We start from the raw sequence: 19,521 nt of genomic DNA on the forward strand, positions 1-19,521 counted from the left end.
GATATAAGGACGCGCCTTTGGCGCGTCGACTATTGGATGAAAGCTACCGCAAATATAGAGGTGTCAGGAGCGGCACAGGCGTAACCACACACTCCATCTGTGTGCATCTGTGGCCATCTGTGGAGAATCTTATCCCTTAGCCCGTCGCGCGCCTTCGGCATAGGTGACGACCTCGAAACCCAGTGTCTGTGCGGCGGTGGCCAGCGTCTCCAGCGTTTCCGGCGTGCAGCCCCACGGTGACGGGTCTTCGCGCACATCGTGGGTATAGAGGACCAGCCAGCTTTGCGGCGTCCGGATCGCCTGCGCCATCCATTCCAGCGCCAGCCGCTCGCCGCCTTCGCCCTCGATACCGATGGCCGGGGCCTGATTGAGGTCGGTCCCGCTGCGGATCAGGCCGTGGTGCAGGGCGCGCGCCGAGCGGTAGCGGTCGTCCATGACGGCCTTGGCCTGGGGTGAGACATCGCCGTAGGGATAGGCGAAAGTGGTTGAAGTCGGCACGCCAAGCGATTGAAGACGCGCCTGATTTTCGTCCACGCTTGCGGCGATTTCCGCGGCCCTGGCCTTGCCGCAGTCGATGTGCATCAGCGTATGGCAGGCGATCTCATGACCGCGGGCGTGCAGAGCGGTGATCTGCGCCGCCGTGGTGTAGGGGCCGAAATGGCTGTCCCGCCCCATCAGGCCGGCGGAGATGAAATAGGTGGCGTGAAAGCCATGGCGTTCCAGTATGCCGGCCCCGGCGATGGCTGCCGATTGCGGCGCGTCATCGAAGGAGAAGGTCAGCAGCGGCTTCGACAGACCGCTCAGGCGCGCGGGCTTGCGGAACAGCAGTTTCGAGGCGCGGCGGCGCAGCTTGCCGTACAGCGAACGGTCGGCGGCATAGGCTTCGGCATAGCTCATCAGACGACCTCGGCATAAAGGGCGGCGCGGTAGAGGCGCAGGGCAAAGGCGCGGGCCCTGACCGGGGCGGCTTCGCTGCGAACCACGCCACGCAGGGACGCGCGCAACGCCCCGCGCAGGGGCAGCTTGCGGATCAGGCGCGCCACGCGATAGCTGGGGTAGGTGGCGACGACTGCCGGATGCTTCTGCACCACGCGGGCGAAGTTGCCGACCGATTGCTCGTACTTGCGGATCAGGGTGTCCGCCGGGTCGAGCCCCAGATGGGTGGCGGTATTGTCGATATGGTGCACGCCGAATTGACGCGCCACGCGCATGGCCCATTCGACGTCTTCCCAGCCCCAGCCGCTGAATTCGCCGTCGAAATCCTGAGCGCCGAAGACGTCGCGGCGGATCAGCAGGTTCGAGGTGAAGACGTATTTTTCCGGCGTCAGGGCGCGGGTGGCGGCGTCGAGGCAGTCGCTTTTGGCGGCCATCAGGCGGTGGATGGCGAAGCGCTTTTCGGTCGAGGCCTGTTGCAGCGAAAACCCGCCGAAGACCACGGCCGGATCGCCGTCCATCACCTCCAGCCAGCGCGTCAGGAAGTCCGGCGCGTCGGGCAGCATATCGGCATCGAGGCACAGGAAGTAATCGCCGCGCGCCGCTTTTGTGAGGCGGTTGCGCCCGCGCGCCCGGCCTTCATTGTGCGCAAGGCTGATGAAGGTGACAGGCAGGGCAATGTTATCAATCGTTGACAGAACATCCTGCGTCAACTCTGCCTGACCCGAACCGTCGTCGAGCACGACGATTTCCACCCCCGACGCCGGTGTCAGGGCGCGCAGCAGGGTGGACGGGCTTTCCTTGTAAAACGGGATCAACACCGACAGGCGCGGTGATCCGGCCTGCGCATAGGCGGCATTGGTGATCACCGAGGCGGTCGCGGCGGGGGCGTTCATGCGGCCGATCCTATGCCGAAGCGCTTAAGGAAGCGTTGGCCCTGAGCGCGCATGCCGTTGAGATCGAGCGCCAGCGCCAGAACAGCGTAGATGACCACGCCCGTCATCCCCTTGAGCACCAGTTCGATGACGCCGCCCAGTGGGGGGATCAGCCGCACGACCAACACCATGACCACCGTAGCGGCGGCGGTCAGCCCTAGGTCGCGCCACGGCACGGGCAGGGCGATGGCGCGATGCCCCAGCGCCCACGACCCGATCAGGCCGATGCCGAAGCTCAGGGCCGTCGCCAGACCTGCGCCCCAAAGGCCGTAGAGCGGGATCAGCCACAGGTTCAGCCCGACATTGGCCACGGCCGGAATGGCCATGGCCAGCGTCAGCAGACGGGTCTTTTTGGACAGGGTGAAGGCCTGAAGGAAATAGTAGGTGTTGAAGCCCGACAGCAGAGCCCCGATGCTGATCAGGGCGGTGACGCTCAGGGCCTGCGCGCGCAGACCTTCGCCAATCAACAGTTGAGCGAGTGGCGCTTCGACGGCGATCAGCCCCCCGACGGCGGGGAAAAGCACCAGCGCCATGACGCGGAACTGATCGCGGGCATGGGCTTTGAGCGCCTCCGTCCCGCCGGTTTCCAGCGCGTGGACCAGAGCCGGGCCACCCGCCGCGCCGAACCACAGGAACAGCACGTCGAGGATGCGCGAGGCGAGGCTGTAGCCGGCGTGATAGGCCCCGGCATCGGCTTCGGACAGGTAGGCGGCGATCAGAAAGCGATCGACCGTGTAAAGGGCCAGAGTCAGGATCAGGCTGGCCGAGACCGGCAGGCCGTAATGGGCGTATTGTCTGGCGCGGGCGGGGTCGAAGCGGCCTTTGAGCGCGCGGCCCCAGTCTTCGCGCCCCACGAACGGCAGACAGACCGCCGCGACGATCCCGGCGGCCAGCAGCGGCGCGCCGCCGCCTAAGCCGGCCCAGGCCAACAATGCGCCTAAACCGAAACCGGCAGAGGTCTGGATCATGTCGAGGGTCGAGGCCGTGCCGACGCGGCCTTCGGAGCGCCGTTGCTCCTGCACCATCTTGATCAGGCTGCGGAAGACGACCACGCCCAGACCGCAGCCGATGGCCAGTTTGAGCGCCTGCGCATGGGCGTCCGGCGCGGGCCACAGCCACAGGCCCAAGGCGCAGACCACGGCGAACACGACTGTGACGACGGCGAACAGGCGATAGAGGGTGCCGTACAGCGCCGGAGCTTCGGCATTTTCACGCGACTCGGCGGGGTAGAAGCGCGCCATGGCCGCTTCGATCCAGGTAAAGCACAGGGTCTGCGCCAGGCTCGACACGCCGAAGGCCAGCGCATAGCGGCCATAGTCGTCGGGCGACAGCAGGCGCGTGAAGGTGATCAGGGTGGCGAACCCGATCAGCCCTTGCAGCACATTGGCGGGGAGGTATCCCCATAGCCCTTTCCAGAACATCAGCGCCTCATCCCGACCCGGCTACAGCTTAACGGATGGCGTGGCGGTCGCCAAGGATGCAGGGCACCGTCATGGCCATGATGTACAGGTCGAGCCAGAAGGACTGACGCTCGATATAGTCGATATCGAGTTGCACGCGGCGGCGCACGTCTTCGGCGGTGACCAGCGCGCCGCGCGAGCCCTTGATGGCGGCCCAGCCGGTCATGCCGGGCTTCATGCGGTGCCGCCAGGCGTATTCGGCGACCAGTTTGGCCGAATCCTCATCGCCGGTCTTCATGCCGATGGCGTGGGGGCGCGGGCCGACCAGCGACATGTCGCCTTTCAGCACGTTGAACAGTTGCGGCAGTTCATCGAGGCTGGTCTTGCGGATGAAGCGCCCGACGCGGGTGACGCGGTCGTCGTCGCGCGACACCTGACGCGCAGCGGTCGCATCGGTCGCTTCGGTGCGCATCGAGCGGAACTTCCACACGTGGATGGCTTCGTTGTTCAGGCCGTGGCGGCGCTGACGGAAGAAGACCGGGCCGGGGCTGTCGAGTTTGATCAGCACCGCGACGACCGCCATGATCGGTGCGAAGACGGTCAGGGCGATGGCGCCGATGACCATGTCCTGAATGCGTTTCTGAAAGGCCTTGCGGCCATCGTTGCCGAGGCCCGACACGCGGGTCAGCGGTTGTTCCGACAGGCGCGACAGGGCCTGTTCGCGGCCGCTTTCGCTATCGACATCGACCAGCAGCGACACCTGGTTGGGCAGCAGGCTGAGGCGTTTGATCAGGCCTTCGACGCGGGCGCGGGCCGCCGGATCGACGGCGACGACCACCTGATCGACATAGGGCGTGATCTTGTGCGTGAGTAGCGCCTCGGTGTCGCCCAGCACCGGCACGCCGGCCAGCGCGTCGGGCGAGCGCGACAGGCGGTCGTCGAATATGCCGAGTATATTGACGTCGCGACGTTGTAAGGCCGCTTCGATCAGGGTCCGGGCGTGACGGGTGGCCCCGACGATGACGATATTGGGCGTCAACAACCCCTTGCGCCGCCAGCGGGCAACCAGGACGAAGGCCGCGCCGTGCAGGGCGGACAGCCCCAGCAGCGCGCCCGTGCTCCACAGCCCGAAGACGGGCATCAGAACACCGGCGCGGCCGGTCAGGAGCGCGGCGCACAGACCGGCGATGCCGGCAATGGCCACGGCGCCCCCCACGCGGGCGAGGTGCCCGCCGAGGTGCTCCTGACGGCGATAGCGATAAAGGTCGAAGCTTTTCAGCGTCCAGGCAAGGGTGACGGCGGCCGCCAGCAGCGGTAGGACGTCGGCGGCCAGCGCCGTCTGCCAGCCGGTGGCGGACAGGCCCTGCGCGACGAACAGGCTGACGCCCGCGATGAGCAGCAGATCGCTGAAACGGAAGAGGTAGGCATAGGCCTCATTGGCGCGGCGCTCGCGCAGCGACACCAGACGTTCGGGTCGGAAAGGCCCGCGCTTCTGATCGGGAGCCGCGCTGACGGCGGGTCCGCCGCTGAGGCCCTGACGCCGCAGGGCCGGATCGCCGGAGGCGGGCGCATCGGCGGGGCGGACAGGCGAGGGGGCGCTGGGCTGGGCGTCGATCATGGGAGTCTGGCGTGTCCGTTCTGGATCATTTGGCGGGAGGGTTGGGAGGTGTTTCGCGGACACCCTGACACGCGGCGTTTAGATAACCGTTAACGCAAGCCCCTTTTCCATAAGGCAAATCGCGATTTTTCGGTGCGGCGGCGATGTTCACACTTTTCGGGAGCGGGGTCTTTAATGACCGTTGCCATTTGCGGCAAGTCAGGCTAAGTGAACCCTTGCAACGGAGACGTGCCCGAGAGGCCGAAGGGACTCGTTTGCTAAATGAGCGTACCCCAAAAGGGTACCGTGGGTTCGAATCCCACCGTCTCCGCCATCAAACAAAAAGACCGGCCCCAAAAGGGCCGGTCTTTTTGTTTGATCGACGCGGTGGGGACTTGAACCCACGGGGAGATGGGGTTCGAAAACGCCGCCTTAAGGCGGCGTTTCGGCGGAGCGCAGCGGAGCCAATCCCACTGTCTCGGTACTAAAAAGCCAGTTTCAGGCCGCGTTTCGGCGTAGTGCATGGATATCTCAGAGATAGCGTCTTCTTGTATTTCAGAAGCGCGTTAGCATGCAGTTTTACTTGATTTTTTTAGTTTGCATTTTTTGAATGTTTCCTTATTGTTCTGCACGTGTTGGTTGCCAATATAGGCTGGCAGCAGTGTGGAAATTAAATAGGTTTGACGGGGAAGGGGGAATGAAGTGTCGGGCATAGCGGAAATGCTGGCGCAAGTGCTGCCGATCAAAACAATCTATGAAGATGCTGCACAGCCTGCGGTACGCCAAATAGGAATGGCTGCAGAAGATGTAGTGAAGTGTCTACGTCTAGCATTAGCACCAGTTCAATTCTTAGGCGTGCAGCAAGACCGCTACCGGGATTTCCTTGTTAATAGTGTCAAAAAGGTTCCCGAGGAAAAGCGAATTACGCCACCGCCACAGATTTTGGGGCCTATTATAGAGGCTCTAAGATACGAGCCGGAAGGTACGCCTTTGGATGAAATTGCGTCTAACCTTTTGGCTACATCAATGAATGCTGATACAGTTGAGAAGGCGCATCCAGCTTATACTGGGTTGATCAAGCAATTATCGCGTGATGAAATTGTTATAATTAAAGAGCTGTATCACCGATCACATACGCATGTATTGACGGCCGATTATGTGGAGTTTCAAGGCGAATTTGGGCCTTACATGGGCTTCCAGAATCATCAGCGCCTTGATGATACGTTTCCGTGGCATGATCTGCATTTCCCCAACAATAAAGATTTTTATATCAACCACCTTCATTCACTCGGGCTGGGCGGCATATTTAGCGTCGATGGTAAGGCCCTGCGCAATGACAACGGCCTTCAAATCGGCACCTACGAAAAGAAGCGCTTGGATTTATCTGATTTTGGACGTGCTTTCGCTGAAGCCTGTCGTTTGTAATGTGACTTATTGAACTGTTAATGCGCGTGGTTGAAAACTGCTAAAATGTGCTCTTCACATTTAGAGATGTGTCAACGTAAGCATAGGTCTAGCTTTATACGTAACGAAATGCCGCCCCGCCCCAAGCTTGCCCCGCGCTCGAACCCTTCGGCGTAGTAGTTCTCGCCGAGTCTCAGGATCGGTGTAGAGGGCATGTCCGGCTTGCCAGTGCCGCCGCCGTGGAGCCAGCCGGCCTGAAAGCCAGTTCGGAACTCATCGTCTCGTTTCATCGGGGTTCCTCCGCGCCTTAACTATGTCAGGCCGGGCGGTAACGGACAAATGCCAATGCGGTGAGCGGCTTATTGCTTATGCGCTGGCCTCAGGCGCGCAGCGCCATTCACCCGAGCGTCATCCGACGTCGGGTGAATGTAGTCATCCCAAATTTTGAGAGGGCTTATCGCCGGAACTTTAAAAACTGACGTCCGCGTCAGTTATGTCCCCAAAGTTCGCTGGCGATGACGGAGATGAGAACGGCGACGCCGTAGGCGCCGATACCTGCTACGATGATACTCAACATTACGCTTTCCACTTTGCCTGTACTTTCTTCTTGTTTTGACATTGATGTCATAAAATAAATTTTCCGTCTATACCGTTCGCCTGTGGGGCTAGTCATATTTTTGTTACACGGTTTCAGGCGTTTTATGTCAGCGCCGACATATGAGGTTTTGCCGCTCCGCCTCTGGCAATCGTAACCGGACCGCCTACATAAGCCCTTACAAGTTATATGAGGCGCATCATGGTTCCGTTTTCCATTCTGGATTTGTCGCAGGTCGGGGAGGGGAACAGCGTTGCCGACGCCTTCGCCAATACGGCGCGCATGGCGCGTCAAGCCGAAGAGCTGGGTTATAACCGCTACTGGCTGGCCGAACATCACGGCATGCCGGGTGTGGCGTCTTCGGCGACGGCGGTGGCTATCGGCCATGTCGGACATCACACCTCGAAAATCCGCATAGGCTCCGGCGGCATCATGCTGCCCAATCACGCGCCGCTGATTATTGCCGAGCAGTTCGGCACGCTGGAGGCCCTGTTCCCTGGTCGGGTCGATCTGGGGCTGGGCCGTGCGCCGGGCACGGACATGCGCACGGCGCGGGCGCTGCGTCGGAATATGGAGAATGGCGTCGATAGCTTCCCCTACGATGTGGCCGAGCTACAGGCCTATATGGAACCCCCTAACGGGACCGAGCCGATCCTGGCCGTGCCGGGGTCTGGGGCGAAGGTGCCGATCTGGGTGCTGGGGTCGAGCACGTACGGCGCGCAACTGGCGGCGCAGATGGGGCTGCCTTATGCGTTCGCTTCGCACTTTGCGCCGGACCTGCTGCATCAGGCGCTGCGTATCTATCGTCAGCAGTACCGTCCGTCGCCGCAAAATCCTGAGCCGAAGGTGATGGTGGGCGTGATGGGCGTGGCCGCCGATACGGACGAAGAGGCGAAGTATCTCTTCACCTCGATGCAGCAGGCGTTTGCGGCGTTGCGCCGTAATGAGCGCAAGCCGTTCCCGGCGCCGGTGCGCGGGCTGCAACTCAGCCCCGAAGAGCGGCAGATGGTCGATCACATGCTGCAATATGCGGTGGTGGGGTCGTCGGAGACGATCAACCGCACGCTGGAGACTTTTCTGGCGGCGACCGGGGCGGATGAACTGATCGTCTCCATGCCGATCCACGATGTCGAGGCGCGGCTGAGGTCGGTGGAAATCTTCAGCCGGTCGCCGTCGATGCAGAAGGTTTAGCTTACCCCACCGTCGGCTTCGCCGCCACCTCCCCATGTGATGGGAGGTGGGGCGGTGGGGACATCTGCTCCCAGTTACGGGTGCAGGGGCTGTGCCCCTGCTATCCAACGCGGATATTGTTGAGCGAGCCCAGCAGGCCGAAGACCTGAAGCAGCCAGACCACGACGCCGATGACGACGACGGCGTTGAGGATATTTTTGATCTTCGGGTCCATCGGAATATAGGTGTTGACGAGCCACAGAAGCACGCCGACGACGATCAGGATGGCGACCAGAGACAGAAGGGACATGGTGATTTCCTCATAAGGCAGGGATTTACTTCCCTCGATATGGAAACATCATGTCTGCGTGCGGCTCAGGTTTGAATGTACGGTTCGTCGTCGAAAAATAAAGACGTTATGGTTGACCCTGGGTGTGTCAGGCGACCTTCGCGGCGGCATAGGCCTCGATGGCGGCGGCCGGGCGACCGATCAGATAGCCCTGCGCCTCGCGGCACTTCATGGCCTTGAGCGCGTCCATCTGGGCTTCGGTTTCGACGCCTTCGGCGGTGATGTGCACGCCCAGCGCTTCGGCCATATCCGTGATGGCGCGGATGATCGACAGGGCGTTCTGGTCGTGCGGCAGGTCGCGGACGAAGGACTGATCGATCTTGATCTTGTCGAACGGGAAGGCGCGCAGATAGCTCAGCGAGGAATAGCCGGTGCCGAAGTCGTCCATGGCGATGCGCACGCCCATGTCGCGAACCGTGTTGAGGACCTTCAGATTGTGTTTTTCGTCGGCTAGCAGCACGCTTTCGGTGATTTCCAGCTCCAGACGGCGCGGGTCGAGCCCGGAGGCCTTCAGCGCGCTCTTGACGAGGTCGGGCAGGGAGCCGTGGCGGAACTGCAGCGGTGAGATGTTGACGGCGACGCGCCACGGTGTGGGCCACAGGACGGCCCGACGGCAGGCTTCGCGCAGCACCCAGTCGCCGATGGGGCCGATCAGGCCGCTGTCTTCGGCCACGGGGATGAATTCGCCGGGCGAGACCATGCCGCGGACCGGGTGATGCCAGCGCAGAAGCGCCTCGAACGACACCACTTCGCCGCTGTCGAGATTGAGGAGCGGCTGAAAGTGCAGTTCGAACTGATCGGCGGCCAGGGCGGCGCGCAGTTCATGCTCCATTTCGAGGCGCTGCTGCACCACGGCGTCCATCTCGGCGTGGTAGAAGCACCAGCCGCTGCGGCCTTCGGACTTGACGCGATAAAGGGCGAGGTCGGCGCGCGACAGCAGGTTGTTGGCGTCGGCGGCGTCTTCGGGAGCCAGCGCGATGCCGACGCTCACCCCGGCTTCGAGGCGCATGCCGTTGATGTCGAAGGGGGCCTTCATGATCTCAAGCAGACGCTCGGCCAGATAGCTGGCGTCTTCGGGGCGCTCGATATTCTGGATGATGGCGAATTCGTCGCCACCCATGCGGGCGATGAAGTCGCCCTTGCGCACGCAGAGTTTCAGGCGGTCGCCGACCTGACGCAGCAGGGCGTCGCCGGCGAGGTGGCCGAAGGAGTCGTTGACGGTTTTGAAGCGGTCGAGGTCGAGGCAGTGCAGGGCGATGCGGTGGCCGTGGCGTTGAACGCGGCACAGGGCCTGATCGATCTCGTGGCTGTAGAGGGTGCGGTTGCCGAGGCCGGTCAGCGGATCGTAATGCGCCAGTTGCGCGATGCGCGCTTCGGCCTCCTTTTGTTCGGTCAGGTCGATGCCGAGCGTCAGAATGCTGTCCGGCGCGCCGTCGGGACCGCGCAGCACGGTCTTTTTGAGTTGCACCGTGCGCTGACGCTCGCCGTTATAGATGGCTTCTTCCTCGATCATCACCGCTTCGCCGCTGGCCAGAACGCGGCGGTCGGAGCGGGTGAAGGTGTCGGCCTGGTCCGCGGGGAAGATGTCGTGACTGGTCTTGCCGATCACGTCGGCGCGCTTGACGCCCAGCATGTCTTCGCCGGCCGGATTGATAAGCTTGAGGCGCGAATGGGCGTCCTTGACCAGCACCATGGCCGGGATGTTGTCGATAATGGTGTTGAGGAAGGACTGATGGCGCTGGGACTCGGCGCTGAGGCGGATCAGGTCGGCGACCATTTCGCGCTGTTGCAGCAGACTGTCCTGCAGGTCGTCATTCATCGCCTTGAGGATCGACAGGGTGGTGCCGACCCCGGCATAGGCCCCGTCGCGCGTAACGATAAAGCCGCGCAGCAGTTCCGAGGCGCGCTCGGCCAGGGCCGTCTGCATGAAGTCGCGCAGGGAGGTATCGGCATCGACGATCAGCGGATTGGTGTCCATCATGGTGGTCACCGACTTGGCGCCGAACAGGGCGCGCCCGTATTCGGCGGCCATCTTGAGATTGAAGCTGTGGCGCTCGATCAGGCCCAGCACGCTGCCGCGCGCGTCGACCACCGCCATGACCAGCAGGTCGGAGTTGTCGCGAAAGGCGTCGTAGATTTGTGAGTTTGTGGTTTGCGGCGAGGCGGGCTCCACCGTATCCGTGATATCCGAAACCTGCGCTGCTTTTTGCATTACCGAAGTCCAGTGCGTCATAAAACCTTCACAAAACTCAAACGCGTACGCCTACTGCGTGTCTTGTTTGAATAATAGAGAAAGTGTCTGAATTTCGGTTTAACAGGTGAAAAATTATACTTGAATTATACTTATGTCCGTTTACGGATGAAAAGCGTATATTGTGACAAAACATCGAACGATGTTACGTTTTTCGTTCAGATGCGTCCCATGGTCGTCGGGCCTTTGAAAAAGGCGCCGTGCAGGGGCTGATTGTCCGGATCCAGCCCGGTCATGGCCCAGCGATCGCCGTTTTGGTCGTAGCGCACGGGGCAGGCATTGGGGCTGGAATACATTTCGCCCAGATAGACGCGCGCAATGGCGCGGAAGGGGATGCCGTGGCAGACGAAGACCGGCACGGCGTCGCCCTTCCTGTGGTCTTCGACCGAGGCGCGGACGCGATCGATGACGGCGGGCAGGCGCTCGGCATTGTGGGGATAGTGTTTGCCGTCGATATCGAGATCGGGGTTCATATGTTCCAGCATCTCGCGGCGGTGGGTCTCGACCTCATCGATCGTCAGGCCCTCGAAAATGCCGAAATGCCGCTCGGTCAGGCGTCCGTCGGTGATGACGGGCAGGTCCAGCGCGCGTCCGACGATGTTGGCGGTCTCATAGGCGCGGATCAGCGGGCTGGCGACGATGCGGGTGATACCCTGATCGGCAAGAAAGCGGGCGGCGACGCGCGCCTGCTCGCGGCCCGTTTCATTGAGCGGAATGTCGGTCGAGCCCTGAAGCCGCATCTGGGCGTTCCAGTCGGTTTGGCCATGGCGAAGAACGAAGAACATTCAATATCTCCCCCTCTCCCTTGAGGGAGAGGGTTGGGGTGAGGGGGATGGTGAGATGGAGTCTCCCCCTCACCCGGTGCTGCGCACCTCCCTCTCCCTAAAGGGAGAGGGGAAAATTGAGTTACAGCTTCGCCTTGATGCGCGCGGCTATGTCCTGAAGGTCTTTCAGGTCGGCCATCTGGCCCGACGCGTGGCCCTTCATCGCGCCGTCGGCGTAGCAGGGGATGATGTGGAAATGCAGGTGAAACACCGTCTGGCCGGCGCTTTCGCCGTTGAACTGCGCGATGCGCACGCCTTCGGGTTCCAGTGCGTCGCGCACGGCGCGGCCGATCTTCTGCGTATGATGGATGAGGTTTTGCAAATGCTCGGACGGGATGTCGAACAGGTTGCGCGCCTGCACCTTGGGGATGACCAGCGTATGACCTTTGGACTGCGGAAAAGCGTCCATGAAACTGAGCACCCGCGCGTCCTCATAGACCTTGGCGCAGGGGATATCTCCGGCCAGAATCTTCGCGAAGATGTTCCTGGGATCGTAGTCCCCGTACAGGCTCATGGCATATCCTTTTGGCGGTATTATTCGGTGTCTTCTCCTTAAAACACTATGATTTGGGGGCCAAGAGGGGTATGAGGCCCTCCATGTCTAATTTGTTATTGGTCATGATCGGTGGAGCCTTCGGTTCGGCGGCGCGCTATGGACTGGCCCGTCTGTGGCCGGCGGCGGCCATGCCCTTTGGCTGGCCCATCGGCACGTTTGTTGCCAATCTCGCCGGGGGCCTGCTGATGGGTTTGCTGGCCGGGTGGCTGATGGCCAAGGGTGGCGACGAGCGCCTGCGTCTTCTGCTGGGCGTCGGCGTTCTGGGCGGTTTCACCACCTTTTCCAGCTATTCGCTGGAGGTGGTGCAGATGCTGGAGCGCCGCGACTACGGGCTGGCGGGGCTCTATGCCGTGTCGTCGGCGGTGCTGGCGATTTTGGCCGTCATGATCGGTCTGTTTGTGTTTCGGAAAGTGGCCGGATGAGTAGAGAAGTGAAAACCCTGTATGTCGCCGAGGGCGAAGACGGGGTGCGTATCGACAAGTTTTTCAAGCGCCGCTGGCCGCACCTCAACCACATTCAGCTCAACAAGCTGCTGCGGTCGGGGCAGGTGCGGGTCGATGGCGCGCGCGCCAAGGCCGATACGCGGCTGAGCACCGGTCAGAGCGTGCGCGTGCCGCCGCTGCCCGACGCGCCGACCGAGGAGCAGCAGAAGCGCGAGCGCGCCGAACTGTCGCCGCAAGAGGTGCGCTACGCCAAATCGCTGGTCCTCTATGAAGACGAGGACGTCATCGCCATCAACAAGCCGTCGGGGCTGGCGGTTCAGGGCGGCACCAAGACCAAGAACCATATCGATCGGCTGTTGTCGGCCTGGGGCGAGGGGCTGGAGCGCCCGCGCCTGGTGCACCGCCTCGACCGTGACACGTCGGGCGTCCTGCTGCTGGGCAAGTCACCGAGCGCCGCGGCGCGTCTGGCCGGGGCCTTCGCCAAGCGCAAGGCCTATAAGACCTACTGGGCGCTGGTCGCCGGGACGCCGGACCCCAAGGAAGGCGTGATCGACGTACCGCTGGTCAAGAAGGGCTTCAACGACCGCGAAATCGTCATGCCGGCCGACCCCAAGGAAGTGGGGGCCGAATCCGCCGAGACCGAATACGTGACCCTTTCGCGCGCCGCGCACCGTCTGGCGTGGATGGCCCTGCGACCGCACACCGGCCGCACGCATCAGCTTCGTGCCCACATGCAGGCTATCGGTCACTGCATCCTTGGCGACCCCAAGTACAAGGACGAGAAATCCATAGCCTTGTCAGAAGGTTTGGGGCTTCAGTTGCACCACCGCCGCATCGAGATTCCTCACCCGACGCACGGCACTTTGATCGTCGAAGCGCCGCTCGATCCGGTCATTCAGGCCGGCTTCGACCGCTACGGCTTCGACGAGCACGAGGCCAGCCCCGAACCGTTCCGCAAAGCCACCCGCGCATCGAGAAGGTAACGAGAAGAGCGTATGCGTTTAGCTGTATTCGACGTCGACGGCACCCTGATCGACAGCCGCGCCTCGATCCACCGCGCGGCGGTGGAGGCGGCGAAGGTGCTCAACCTCACCCCGCCGACCTACGATGAGGTGCGCGCTATCGTCGGCCTGTCGCTGTTCGAGGCGCTGCAGGCCATGCGCCCGGACCTCGATCCGGAAACCGTGGCCGCCTATACGCGCGAATTTCAGAACGCCTTCCTGACCTTCCACGCCGATCCGGACTTCAACGAGGCCCTGTACCTGGGGGCGCAGGAGATGCTGGAGCGGCTGAAGACCGACAACTGGCTGATCGGCATGGCGACGGGCAATTCGCGCCGCGGCGTGACGCGCATCGTCGACAAGCACGGCTGGGGTCACCTGTTCGATGTCACCTACTGCGCCGATGACGGCCCGTCCAAGCCGCACCCGCACATGCTTCAGTGCAATCTGACGGCGCTGGGCGTGGGCAGGCATCAGGCGGTGATGATCGGGGACGCGACGCACGATATGCGCATGGCGCGCGCGGCCCAGGTGCAGGCCATCGGCGTGTCGTGGGGCTTCCATACGATCGAAGAACTGCAAGCCGCCGGCGCGCATCATATCGTGCACGATTTCACGCAACTGGGCGCGGTGCTGGATGGTTTCGTGCCGGAGTTGATAGATTAAACCCCCTCTCCCTTGAGGGAGAGGGTTGGGGGTGAGGGGGGCTTCCCCCTCATCCGGCCTTTCAGGCCACCTTCTCCCTCAAGGGAGAAGGAAGGGAGCTATTCATGACCTACAAAGCCGAAGCGCCGTCGAAGCGCACCGATCAGATCGGCTCGAAGCCGAAACGTTTCTGGAAGATCGTCGAGATCAAGGCCGAAGGCGCCGGCTTCGGCGTGACGCTGGATGGCCGTCCGGTGAAGACGCCCAAGGGCGAAGCCCTAAGCCTGCCGAATTTTGCTCTAGCGGCATTGGTCGGACGCGAATGGGAAGCCGTCGAAGAGACGGTCGATTTCACCGCCATGCCGCTGACGCGTCTGGGCTTTGCGGCGCTCGATCATATGAAGTCGGGTCTTGAGGCCGCTCTGGCCGAAGCCGCGCGCTTCACCGAAACCGATCTGGTCTGCTACCCCTCCGACTATCCGCAAGCTCTGATCGCGCGCGAGCAGGCGGCGTGGGGGCCGGTGATCGACTGGCTAAACAGCGAACTGGGGCTTATGTTCGTGCAACAGACCTCGCTGATGGCCCGTGGTCAGCCCGATGAAACCATAGACGGCGTCAAGGCGATCCTCACCGAAGCATCGGTCTATGCCCGCGCCGGCCTGATGGCGGCGATACCTCTGCTGGGGTCGGTGGCGCTGGCGTTGGCGCTGTACAAGGGCCGCCTGAGCGCCGAAGAGGCCTTCGCGGCGTCGCGTGTCGGCGAAACCTTCCAGAAGGAAACCTGGGGCGAGGACGCCGAGGTGCAGCAGCGCGAAGCCAGCCTGAGGCGTGATCTGGCCAGTCTCGACGTGTGGTTCAGAGCGCTGTGAGCCGTTGCTCGGCCTCGGCGCGGCGCGTGTTCAGCCGTCCGGTGAGCCACAGGGCGAACATGTGGTAATCGCCCATGAACGACCACAGCGGATAGGTGAAGGTCGCCGGACGGTTCTTTTCGACGAAGAAATGCCCGATCCACGCAAAACCGTATCCGGCGACCAACCCGGCCAGCAGCCACAGGGGCTGACGCTGGGCCAAAGCCATGATCAGGGCCGCGATGCCGAGGCTTGAGCCGATATAGTGCAGGGCCCGTGTGCGCGAACGGCTGTGTTCGCTGAGATAGAAGTCGAAAAACGCCGAATAGGTGGTGTGACGCGTCATAGCTTCCTGCCTGAATTTTTATGCAGGAGTATAGCGCATTTTCGCCTTTCACACGAACCGTTACAGAAGATGATTGCAAATGTGACGGACGGGGACTTGTTCGCAGGTGCAAAAAGTGATATTGACAGCGCTGTCATCAACTATTTGTGTGTGAAAGCTGACAATGGAAAAGCTGATCGAACGTTTCATGGCCGCTCTTCTGGCCCTGGGTTTCGCCCCCGGTTCTGCGGCGAACTAAGTAGTAGTGGAAAGAGTAAGACGATGAAATATCTGGCAAACCTTGCGACGCAAATGATCGTGGCCTGGGCCCGTGCGCACCGCCTGCCGATCGCCTGATCGCGCACCGCAAGACGTCTGAAAAAAGCCGCCGGTCTCCTCACCGGCGGCTTTTTCATGTCTGATCGGTCTTCCGAAAGGGGGACAGCTCGGCCTCGTATTCGGCCATCTGCGCCTCGACCGCCGGGCGCTCCTGTTTCAGATAATGCGCTACGGGCGCGCGCAAGGCGCGGTCGCGGATATAGTGGGCCGAATAGACGCGGTGGGGCAGGTAGCCGCGCGAAATCTTGTGTTCGCCCTGCGTCCCGGCCTCGACGCGCTTCAGGCCGTGGGCGATGGCGTAGTCGATGGCCTGATAATAGCAGACCTCGAAATGCAGGAAGGGCACCTCGACCCGCGCCCCCCATTGGCGGCCATAGAGGGTGTCATTGCCGCGATAGTTGATGGCCCCGGCCACCGGCTGATCGCCGTCATAGGCAAAGACCAGCACGATGCGGTCGCGCATCCGCTCGGTAATCAGCGAAAAGAAGTCGCGCGTCAGATAGGGCGAACCCCATTTGCGGTCGTAGGTATCCTCGATAAAGGCGTGCAGGTGGTCGAGATGCGCCTCGGTGATGTCGGTGCCCGTATGGATATTGAGCGTCAGCGCCGCCTGCACGTCGCGGCGTTCGCGGCGGATGACCTTGCGCCGGTTGGCCGACAGGGCGCTCAAGAAATCGTCGAACGTCCGATAGCCCTTATTTGTCCACCAGAACTGCTGGTCCTGCCGCATCAGGAGGCCTTCGTCGCCCATCAGCGCCCATTCGTCCGCGGTGGGGAAGTTGATGTGAAAGGACGACAGCCGGTTGATCTCGCAGATCTGCACCGCCGTGCGGATCAGCGCCGCGCGCACTTCGCGGTCGGGCGACAGGAGCCGCGCGCCGGTCACCGGCGTGAAGGGCGAGGCGGAGAGAAGCTTGGGATAGTAACGTCCGCCGGCGCGCTCATAGGCTTGGGCCCAGCTATGGTCGAAGACGTATTCGCCCATCGAATGGTGTTTGAGATAGAGCGGCATGACGCCGCGCACGGTCCCTTCGTCGTCGGTCAGCGAAAGGTGATGCGGCACCCAGCCGCTGTCTTCGCCGACGCAGCCCGTCTCTTCGAGGGCATCGAGGAAGGCGTGGCTGTTGAAGGGATTGTCGTCGCCTTTGAGCCCGTCCCAGACGGTGGGATCGATCTCGCTGATCGATCGGTGCAGGGTGGCGGTCAGACCGGAAGTCGAGGCGGGGAGGGACATAGTCCCAATCTAGGCGGTACGCGCCGGGATACAAGATAGAATGAACCACGGAAAACACGGAAAAAGGAGCAGACGGTATCTTCGGCGCGGAGCGTCAGAAAACTATACCTGCCCCACCCCGATATGGGCCCTTCGGGCGCATCAGAACCGCAACGTTTTCGTGCTTTCTGGGCTTTCCGTGCTTTCCGTGGTTCAAAATCTTTAGCGACGGTCTGCGACTTCGATGATGGCGTCGACTTCGACCGCGAAGCCCAGCGGAATCTTGTAAACGCCTACCGCCGAGCGGGCGTGCTTGCCCGCTTCGCCCAGCACGTCGACCATCAGGTTCGAGCAGCCATTGACCACCTGCGGCACGTCGTAGAAGTCCGGACCGGCCTGCACGAAGGCGCCCAGTTTCACCACCCGCAGCACATTGTCGAGATCGCCGCCCGCGGCGGCCTTCATCTGGGCCAGCAGGTTGATGCCGCAGACGCGCGCGGCCTCGACCGCTTCTTCCAGCGACACGTCGACGCCGACCGTGCCCTTGTGGCGGCCCGTGCCGTCATTGGAAATCTGACCCGAAATATGGACCAGATTGCCGCTGCGCACGAAGGGGACATAGTTGGCGACGGGCGCGGCCGGGACGGGCAGGGTGATGCCCAGTTCCTGCAGGCGGGCTTCGGTCTTCGACATGGATTCGCTCTCCTGAAAAACGATGCCCTGCTTATAGGCACTCCGGCGGGATGCGTCGATAGGCCGTGTATTTCGCAAATGCGTTGCAAACGCTGTTATTTACACTTTGTTTCCATCCCCTTCACCTCGGCTTAAGACAGTTCAGGTAGTTTCCGGGATCACAACACGGCGGGGGCCGCGAATCGTGCCCACAGACGGAACCAGATTTATGAGTGCGAAGAAAGTTCTCATCGTCGAGGACAACGAACTGAATATGAAGCTGTTTCATGACCTGCTCGATGCGCAGGGCTATGAGACGCTGCAGACCGGCGAAGGGCTGTCGGCGCTGTCGCTGGCGCGCAAGCACCGTCCGGACCTGATCCTGATGGATATTCAGTTGCCCGAAATCTCCGGTCTTGAAGTCACCAAGTGGCTCAAGGAAGACGATGAACTGTCGCATATTCCCGTGGTCGCGGTGACGGCCTTCGCCATGAAGGGCGACGAGGAACGCATCCGCGAAGGCGGTTGCGAGGCCTATATCTCTAAACCGATCTCGGTTTCGCACTTCCTGGACACCGTCCGCCGCTATCTGGGGTAGGCGGCATGACAGCCAAGGTTCTGGTCGTTGACGATATTCCGGCCAATGTCCGCCTGCTGCAGGCCAAGCTGGAAGCCGACTATTACGACGTGGTGACGGCCCACGCGGGCGCGGAAGCCATCGACAAGGCGATTCTGGAGCAGCCGGACATCATCCTGCTCGATGTGATGATGCCGGGCGTCGACGGCTATGAGGTGACGCGCCAACTGAAAGAACTGGCCGAAACCCGGCATATCCCCATCATTCTGGTCACGGCGCTCGATGGCCGCGACGACCGCCTGTCGGGTCTTGAGGCCGGGGCGGATGATTTCCTGACCAAGCCGGTCGAGGACGTGATCCTGTTCGCGCGGCTCAAGGCGCTGGTGCGGCTCAAGCACCTGTCGGACGAACTGCGTCAGCGCGAACAGTCCTCGCGCCGTATGGGCCTGATCGACGCCTCGCAACTCCAGCGTCAGATGACGGCGCCGGGCAATGTGCTGATCCTCGACGATCAGGTGCGCCAGGCCGAACGCCTGATGCTGGCTCTGGGCGAGCAGCACCGCTGCGCCTATGAGACCGACCCGAAAGCCGCGCTGAAGATCGCCTCGGGCCGCGTGGACCTGCTGGTGCTGAACCTGACGGCGCGCGAATTCGATCCGCTGCGCTTCGTGGCGCATCTGCGCTCGTCCGAACTGACGCGGCAGTTGCCGGTGCTCGGCCTGTTCAATCCGGACGAACGCCAGACCCTGCTGAAGGGGCTGGAACTGGGCGTCACCGACGTCCTGCCGCGACCCGTGGACCTGCAGGAACTGCTGGCGCGGGCGCGGGGACAGATCCGCCGTAAACGCTATGCCGACTTCCTGCGCTCCAGCCTCGACCGTTCGCTGGAACTGGCGGTGACCGATCCGCTGACCGGTCTGAACAACCGACGCTTCATGGATCTGCAACTGACGCAACTGATGCGCCGCCACCTCAAGAGCGGCGACCCCGTTTCGTTGCTGCTGCTCGATATCGACTTCTTCAAGCGCGTCAATGACGGCTACGGTCACGACGCCGGCGACGAGGTGCTGAAAGAATTCGCCCGCCGCGTCAGCCAGAATGTCCGCGCCATCGACATGCCCTGCCGTCTGGGGGGCGAGGAGTTCGTCGTCCTGATGCCCGACACCACGGGCGAGGCGGCGCAGGCCATCGCCGAGCGCGTGCGTGAGGCTGTGGCGGCGGATGCTTTCGACCTGCCCGACGGCCGTACGCTCGATGTGACGGTTTCGGTGGGGGTTTCGTCGCTGCGCGGCCTGGGGGATACGCTCGAAGCCTTCATCAAGCGCGCCGACGAAGCTGTGTACGAAGCCAAGCAATCGGGCCGCAATCGCGTCATCCTGCGCGCTGCTTAATGCGCTCAGAGGCGGCCCCGCGCGCCGTGGCGCGCTGATTTTAGGAAAGCAGA

19 protein-coding genes and 1 tRNA gene are annotated in these 19,521 nt (G+C 62.3%); 9 read left to right on the top strand and 11 right to left on the bottom strand.

The genetic code is table 11. From position 1 onward, the window contains the following. Positions 1 to 129: 129 nt before the first annotated feature. Genes LH365_RS06040 through LH365_RS06055 form a run of 4 tightly spaced genes read right to left on the bottom strand, consistent with a single transcriptional unit; the run spans position 130 to position 4,886 of the window. Entirely contained in the window at positions 130 to 897 is a 768-nt protein-coding gene (locus tag LH365_RS06040) for a polysaccharide deacetylase family protein (protein WP_226745269.1), read from the bottom strand. Then, positions 897 to 1,829, bottom strand: coding sequence for a glycosyltransferase family 2 protein (locus LH365_RS06045; RefSeq protein WP_226745270.1), 933 nt, complete (start codon positions 1,827 to 1,829; stop codon positions 897 to 899). The genes LH365_RS06040 and LH365_RS06045 overlap by 1 nt, the downstream gene beginning before the upstream one ends. After that, positions 1,826 to 3,289 (bottom strand): lipopolysaccharide biosynthesis protein, encoded by a 1,464-nt coding sequence (locus LH365_RS06050; protein WP_226745271.1) that lies wholly within the window; start codon positions 3,287 to 3,289, stop codon positions 1,826 to 1,828. The genes LH365_RS06045 and LH365_RS06050 overlap by 4 nt, the downstream gene beginning before the upstream one ends. A 28-nt stretch (positions 3,290 to 3,317) precedes the next feature. Further along, positions 3,318 to 4,886 carry an exopolysaccharide biosynthesis polyprenyl glycosylphosphotransferase gene (locus tag LH365_RS06055; RefSeq protein ID WP_226745272.1) on the bottom strand — a complete coding sequence of 523 codons (1,569 nt, stop codon included), beginning with the start codon at positions 4,884 to 4,886 and terminating at the stop codon, positions 3,318 to 3,320. 222 nt (positions 4,887 to 5,108) lie between these two features. Between LH365_RS06055 and LH365_RS06060 the strand changes: the two genes are divergently transcribed. The 3 genes from LH365_RS06060 (at position 5,109) to LH365_RS06070 (ending at position 8,055) form a co-directional block, all read left to right on the top strand. Beyond that, positions 5,109 to 5,199: transfer RNA gene (locus tag LH365_RS06060), tRNA-Ser, on the top strand. A gap of 368 nt (positions 5,200 to 5,567) precedes the next feature. Then, positions 5,568 to 6,290, top strand: a complete 723-nt coding sequence (locus LH365_RS06065; protein ID WP_226745273.1) for a DUF4393 domain-containing protein — start codon at positions 5,568 to 5,570, stop codon at positions 6,288 to 6,290. 775 nt (positions 6,291 to 7,065) lie between these two features. Next, positions 7,066 to 8,055 carry an LLM class flavin-dependent oxidoreductase gene (locus LH365_RS06070; protein WP_226745274.1) on the top strand — a complete coding sequence of 330 codons (990 nt, stop codon included), beginning with the start codon at positions 7,066 to 7,068 and terminating at the stop codon, positions 8,053 to 8,055. A 100-nt stretch (positions 8,056 to 8,155) separates the two neighbouring features. Here the strand turns inward: LH365_RS06070 and LH365_RS06075 are convergent, their stop codons facing one another. The 4 genes from LH365_RS06075 to LH365_RS06090 all read right to left on the bottom strand — a co-directional run bounded on the left by LH365_RS06075 (position 8,156) and on the right by LH365_RS06090 (position 11,972). Continuing rightward, a complete protein-coding gene (locus LH365_RS06075; protein ID WP_226745275.1) occupies positions 8,156 to 8,344 on the bottom strand; it encodes a Thivi_2564 family membrane protein in 189 nt (62 codons plus the stop codon). A 127-nt stretch (positions 8,345 to 8,471) separates the two neighbouring features. Next, positions 8,472 to 10,595, bottom strand: coding sequence for a bifunctional diguanylate cyclase/phosphodiesterase (locus LH365_RS06080; protein ID WP_226745276.1), 2,124 nt, complete (start codon positions 10,593 to 10,595; stop codon positions 8,472 to 8,474). 197 nt (positions 10,596 to 10,792) lie between these two features. Beyond that, on the bottom strand, positions 10,793 to 11,419 hold the full coding sequence (locus LH365_RS06085; protein ID WP_226745277.1) for a histidine phosphatase family protein: 627 nt from the start codon (positions 11,417 to 11,419) through the stop codon (positions 10,793 to 10,795). 121 nt (positions 11,420 to 11,540) lie between these two features. Next, entirely contained in the window at positions 11,541 to 11,972 is a 432-nt protein-coding gene (locus LH365_RS06090; protein ID WP_226745278.1) for an HIT family protein, read from the bottom strand. An 83-nt stretch (positions 11,973 to 12,055) separates the two neighbouring features. Here LH365_RS06090 and crcB point away from each other — a divergent pair, with 83 nt between their 5' ends. From crcB to LH365_RS06110, 4 genes are all read left to right on the top strand, one after another. Then, a complete protein-coding gene (crcB, locus tag LH365_RS06095; RefSeq protein WP_226745279.1) occupies positions 12,056 to 12,436 on the top strand; it encodes a fluoride efflux transporter CrcB in 381 nt (126 codons plus the stop codon). Then, positions 12,433 to 13,440 carry an RluA family pseudouridine synthase gene (locus LH365_RS06100; RefSeq protein ID WP_226745280.1) on the top strand — a complete coding sequence of 336 codons (1,008 nt, stop codon included), beginning with the start codon at positions 12,433 to 12,435 and terminating at the stop codon, positions 13,438 to 13,440. Before crcB ends, LH365_RS06100 begins: the two co-directional genes overlap by 4 nt. A gap of 12 nt (positions 13,441 to 13,452) precedes the next feature. Further along, the gene (locus LH365_RS06105) at positions 13,453 to 14,124 is read left to right on the top strand and encodes an HAD-IA family hydrolase (protein WP_226745281.1); all 672 of its coding nucleotides are present in this window, start codon (positions 13,453 to 13,455) and stop codon (positions 14,122 to 14,124) included. Between the two features lie 104 nt (positions 14,125 to 14,228). Beyond that, on the top strand, positions 14,229 to 14,972 hold the full coding sequence (locus LH365_RS06110; RefSeq protein ID WP_226745282.1) for an ATP12 family chaperone protein: 744 nt from the start codon (positions 14,229 to 14,231) through the stop codon (positions 14,970 to 14,972). Here LH365_RS06110 and LH365_RS06115 read toward each other — a convergent pair. The 3 genes from LH365_RS06115 to LH365_RS06125 all read right to left on the bottom strand — a co-directional run bounded on the left by LH365_RS06115 (position 14,959) and on the right by LH365_RS06125 (position 17,521). Beyond that, positions 14,959 to 15,297, bottom strand: coding sequence for a DUF962 domain-containing protein (locus LH365_RS06115; protein ID WP_226745283.1), 339 nt, complete (start codon positions 15,295 to 15,297; stop codon positions 14,959 to 14,961). The two genes, LH365_RS06110 and LH365_RS06115, sit on opposite strands and share 14 nt — an antisense overlap. Positions 15,298 to 15,688: 391 nt before the next feature. Next, positions 15,689 to 16,849: a GNAT family N-acetyltransferase gene (locus LH365_RS06120; protein WP_226745284.1), complete on the bottom strand. Its 1,161-nt coding sequence runs from the start codon at positions 16,847 to 16,849 to the stop codon at positions 15,689 to 15,691. 201 nt (positions 16,850 to 17,050) lie between these two features. Next, positions 17,051 to 17,521, bottom strand: coding sequence for a RidA family protein (locus LH365_RS06125; protein WP_226745285.1), 471 nt, complete (start codon positions 17,519 to 17,521; stop codon positions 17,051 to 17,053). A gap of 208 nt (positions 17,522 to 17,729) precedes the next feature. Between LH365_RS06125 and LH365_RS06130 the strand changes: the two genes are divergently transcribed. Both LH365_RS06130 and LH365_RS06135 read left to right on the top strand, forming a co-directional pair. Beyond that, positions 17,730 to 18,098: a response regulator gene (locus LH365_RS06130; protein ID WP_013480598.1), complete on the top strand. Its 369-nt coding sequence runs from the start codon at positions 17,730 to 17,732 to the stop codon at positions 18,096 to 18,098. Between the two features lie 5 nt (positions 18,099 to 18,103). After that, positions 18,104 to 19,468 carry a PleD family two-component system response regulator gene (locus LH365_RS06135; RefSeq protein ID WP_226745286.1) on the top strand — a complete coding sequence of 455 codons (1,365 nt, stop codon included), beginning with the start codon at positions 18,104 to 18,106 and terminating at the stop codon, positions 19,466 to 19,468. The last annotated feature ends 53 nt before the right edge of the window (positions 19,469 to 19,521 follow it).

This window comes from Asticcacaulis sp. AND118 (assembly GCF_020535245.1).
In the GTDB taxonomy this organism is placed as follows: Bacteria; Pseudomonadota; Alphaproteobacteria; order Caulobacterales; family Caulobacteraceae; genus Asticcacaulis.

Coding starts and splice junctions, on each gene's coding strand:
- LH365_RS06135 (WP_226745286.1), top strand. CDS start 18,104: ATGACAGCCAAGGTTCTGGTCGTTGACGATATTCCGGCCAATGTCCGC.
- LH365_RS06040 (WP_226745269.1), bottom strand. CDS start 897: ATGAGCTATGCCGAAGCCTATGCCGCCGACCGTTCGCTGTACGGCAAG.
- LH365_RS06080 (WP_226745276.1), bottom strand. CDS start 10,595: ATGCAAAAAGCAGCGCAGGTTTCGGATATCACGGATACGGTGGAGCCC.
- LH365_RS06125 (WP_226745285.1), bottom strand. CDS start 17,521: ATGTCGAAGACCGAAGCCCGCCTGCAGGAACTGGGCATCACCCTGCCC.
- LH365_RS06045 (WP_226745270.1), bottom strand. CDS start 1,829: ATGAACGCCCCCGCCGCGACCGCCTCGGTGATCACCAATGCCGCCTAT.
- LH365_RS06070 (WP_226745274.1), top strand. CDS start 7,066: ATGGTTCCGTTTTCCATTCTGGATTTGTCGCAGGTCGGGGAGGGGAAC.
- LH365_RS06120 (WP_226745284.1), bottom strand. CDS start 16,849: ATGTCCCTCCCCGCCTCGACTTCCGGTCTGACCGCCACCCTGCACCGA.
- crcB (WP_226745279.1), top strand. CDS start 12,056: ATGTCTAATTTGTTATTGGTCATGATCGGTGGAGCCTTCGGTTCGGCG.
- LH365_RS06115 (WP_226745283.1), bottom strand. CDS start 15,297: ATGACGCGTCACACCACCTATTCGGCGTTTTTCGACTTCTATCTCAGC.
- LH365_RS06110 (WP_226745282.1), top strand. CDS start 14,229: ATGACCTACAAAGCCGAAGCGCCGTCGAAGCGCACCGATCAGATCGGC.
- LH365_RS06075 (WP_226745275.1), bottom strand. CDS start 8,344: ATGTCCCTTCTGTCTCTGGTCGCCATCCTGATCGTCGTCGGCGTGCTT.
- LH365_RS06130 (WP_013480598.1), top strand. CDS start 17,730: ATGAGTGCGAAGAAAGTTCTCATCGTCGAGGACAACGAACTGAATATG.
- LH365_RS06105 (WP_226745281.1), top strand. CDS start 13,453: ATGCGTTTAGCTGTATTCGACGTCGACGGCACCCTGATCGACAGCCGC.
- LH365_RS06055 (WP_226745272.1), bottom strand. CDS start 4,886: ATGATCGACGCCCAGCCCAGCGCCCCCTCGCCTGTCCGCCCCGCCGAT.
- LH365_RS06100 (WP_226745280.1), top strand. CDS start 12,433: ATGAGTAGAGAAGTGAAAACCCTGTATGTCGCCGAGGGCGAAGACGGG.
- LH365_RS06050 (WP_226745271.1), bottom strand. CDS start 3,289: ATGTTCTGGAAAGGGCTATGGGGATACCTCCCCGCCAATGTGCTGCAA.
- LH365_RS06085 (WP_226745277.1), bottom strand. CDS start 11,419: ATGTTCTTCGTTCTTCGCCATGGCCAAACCGACTGGAACGCCCAGATG.
- LH365_RS06090 (WP_226745278.1), bottom strand. CDS start 11,972: ATGAGCCTGTACGGGGACTACGATCCCAGGAACATCTTCGCGAAGATT.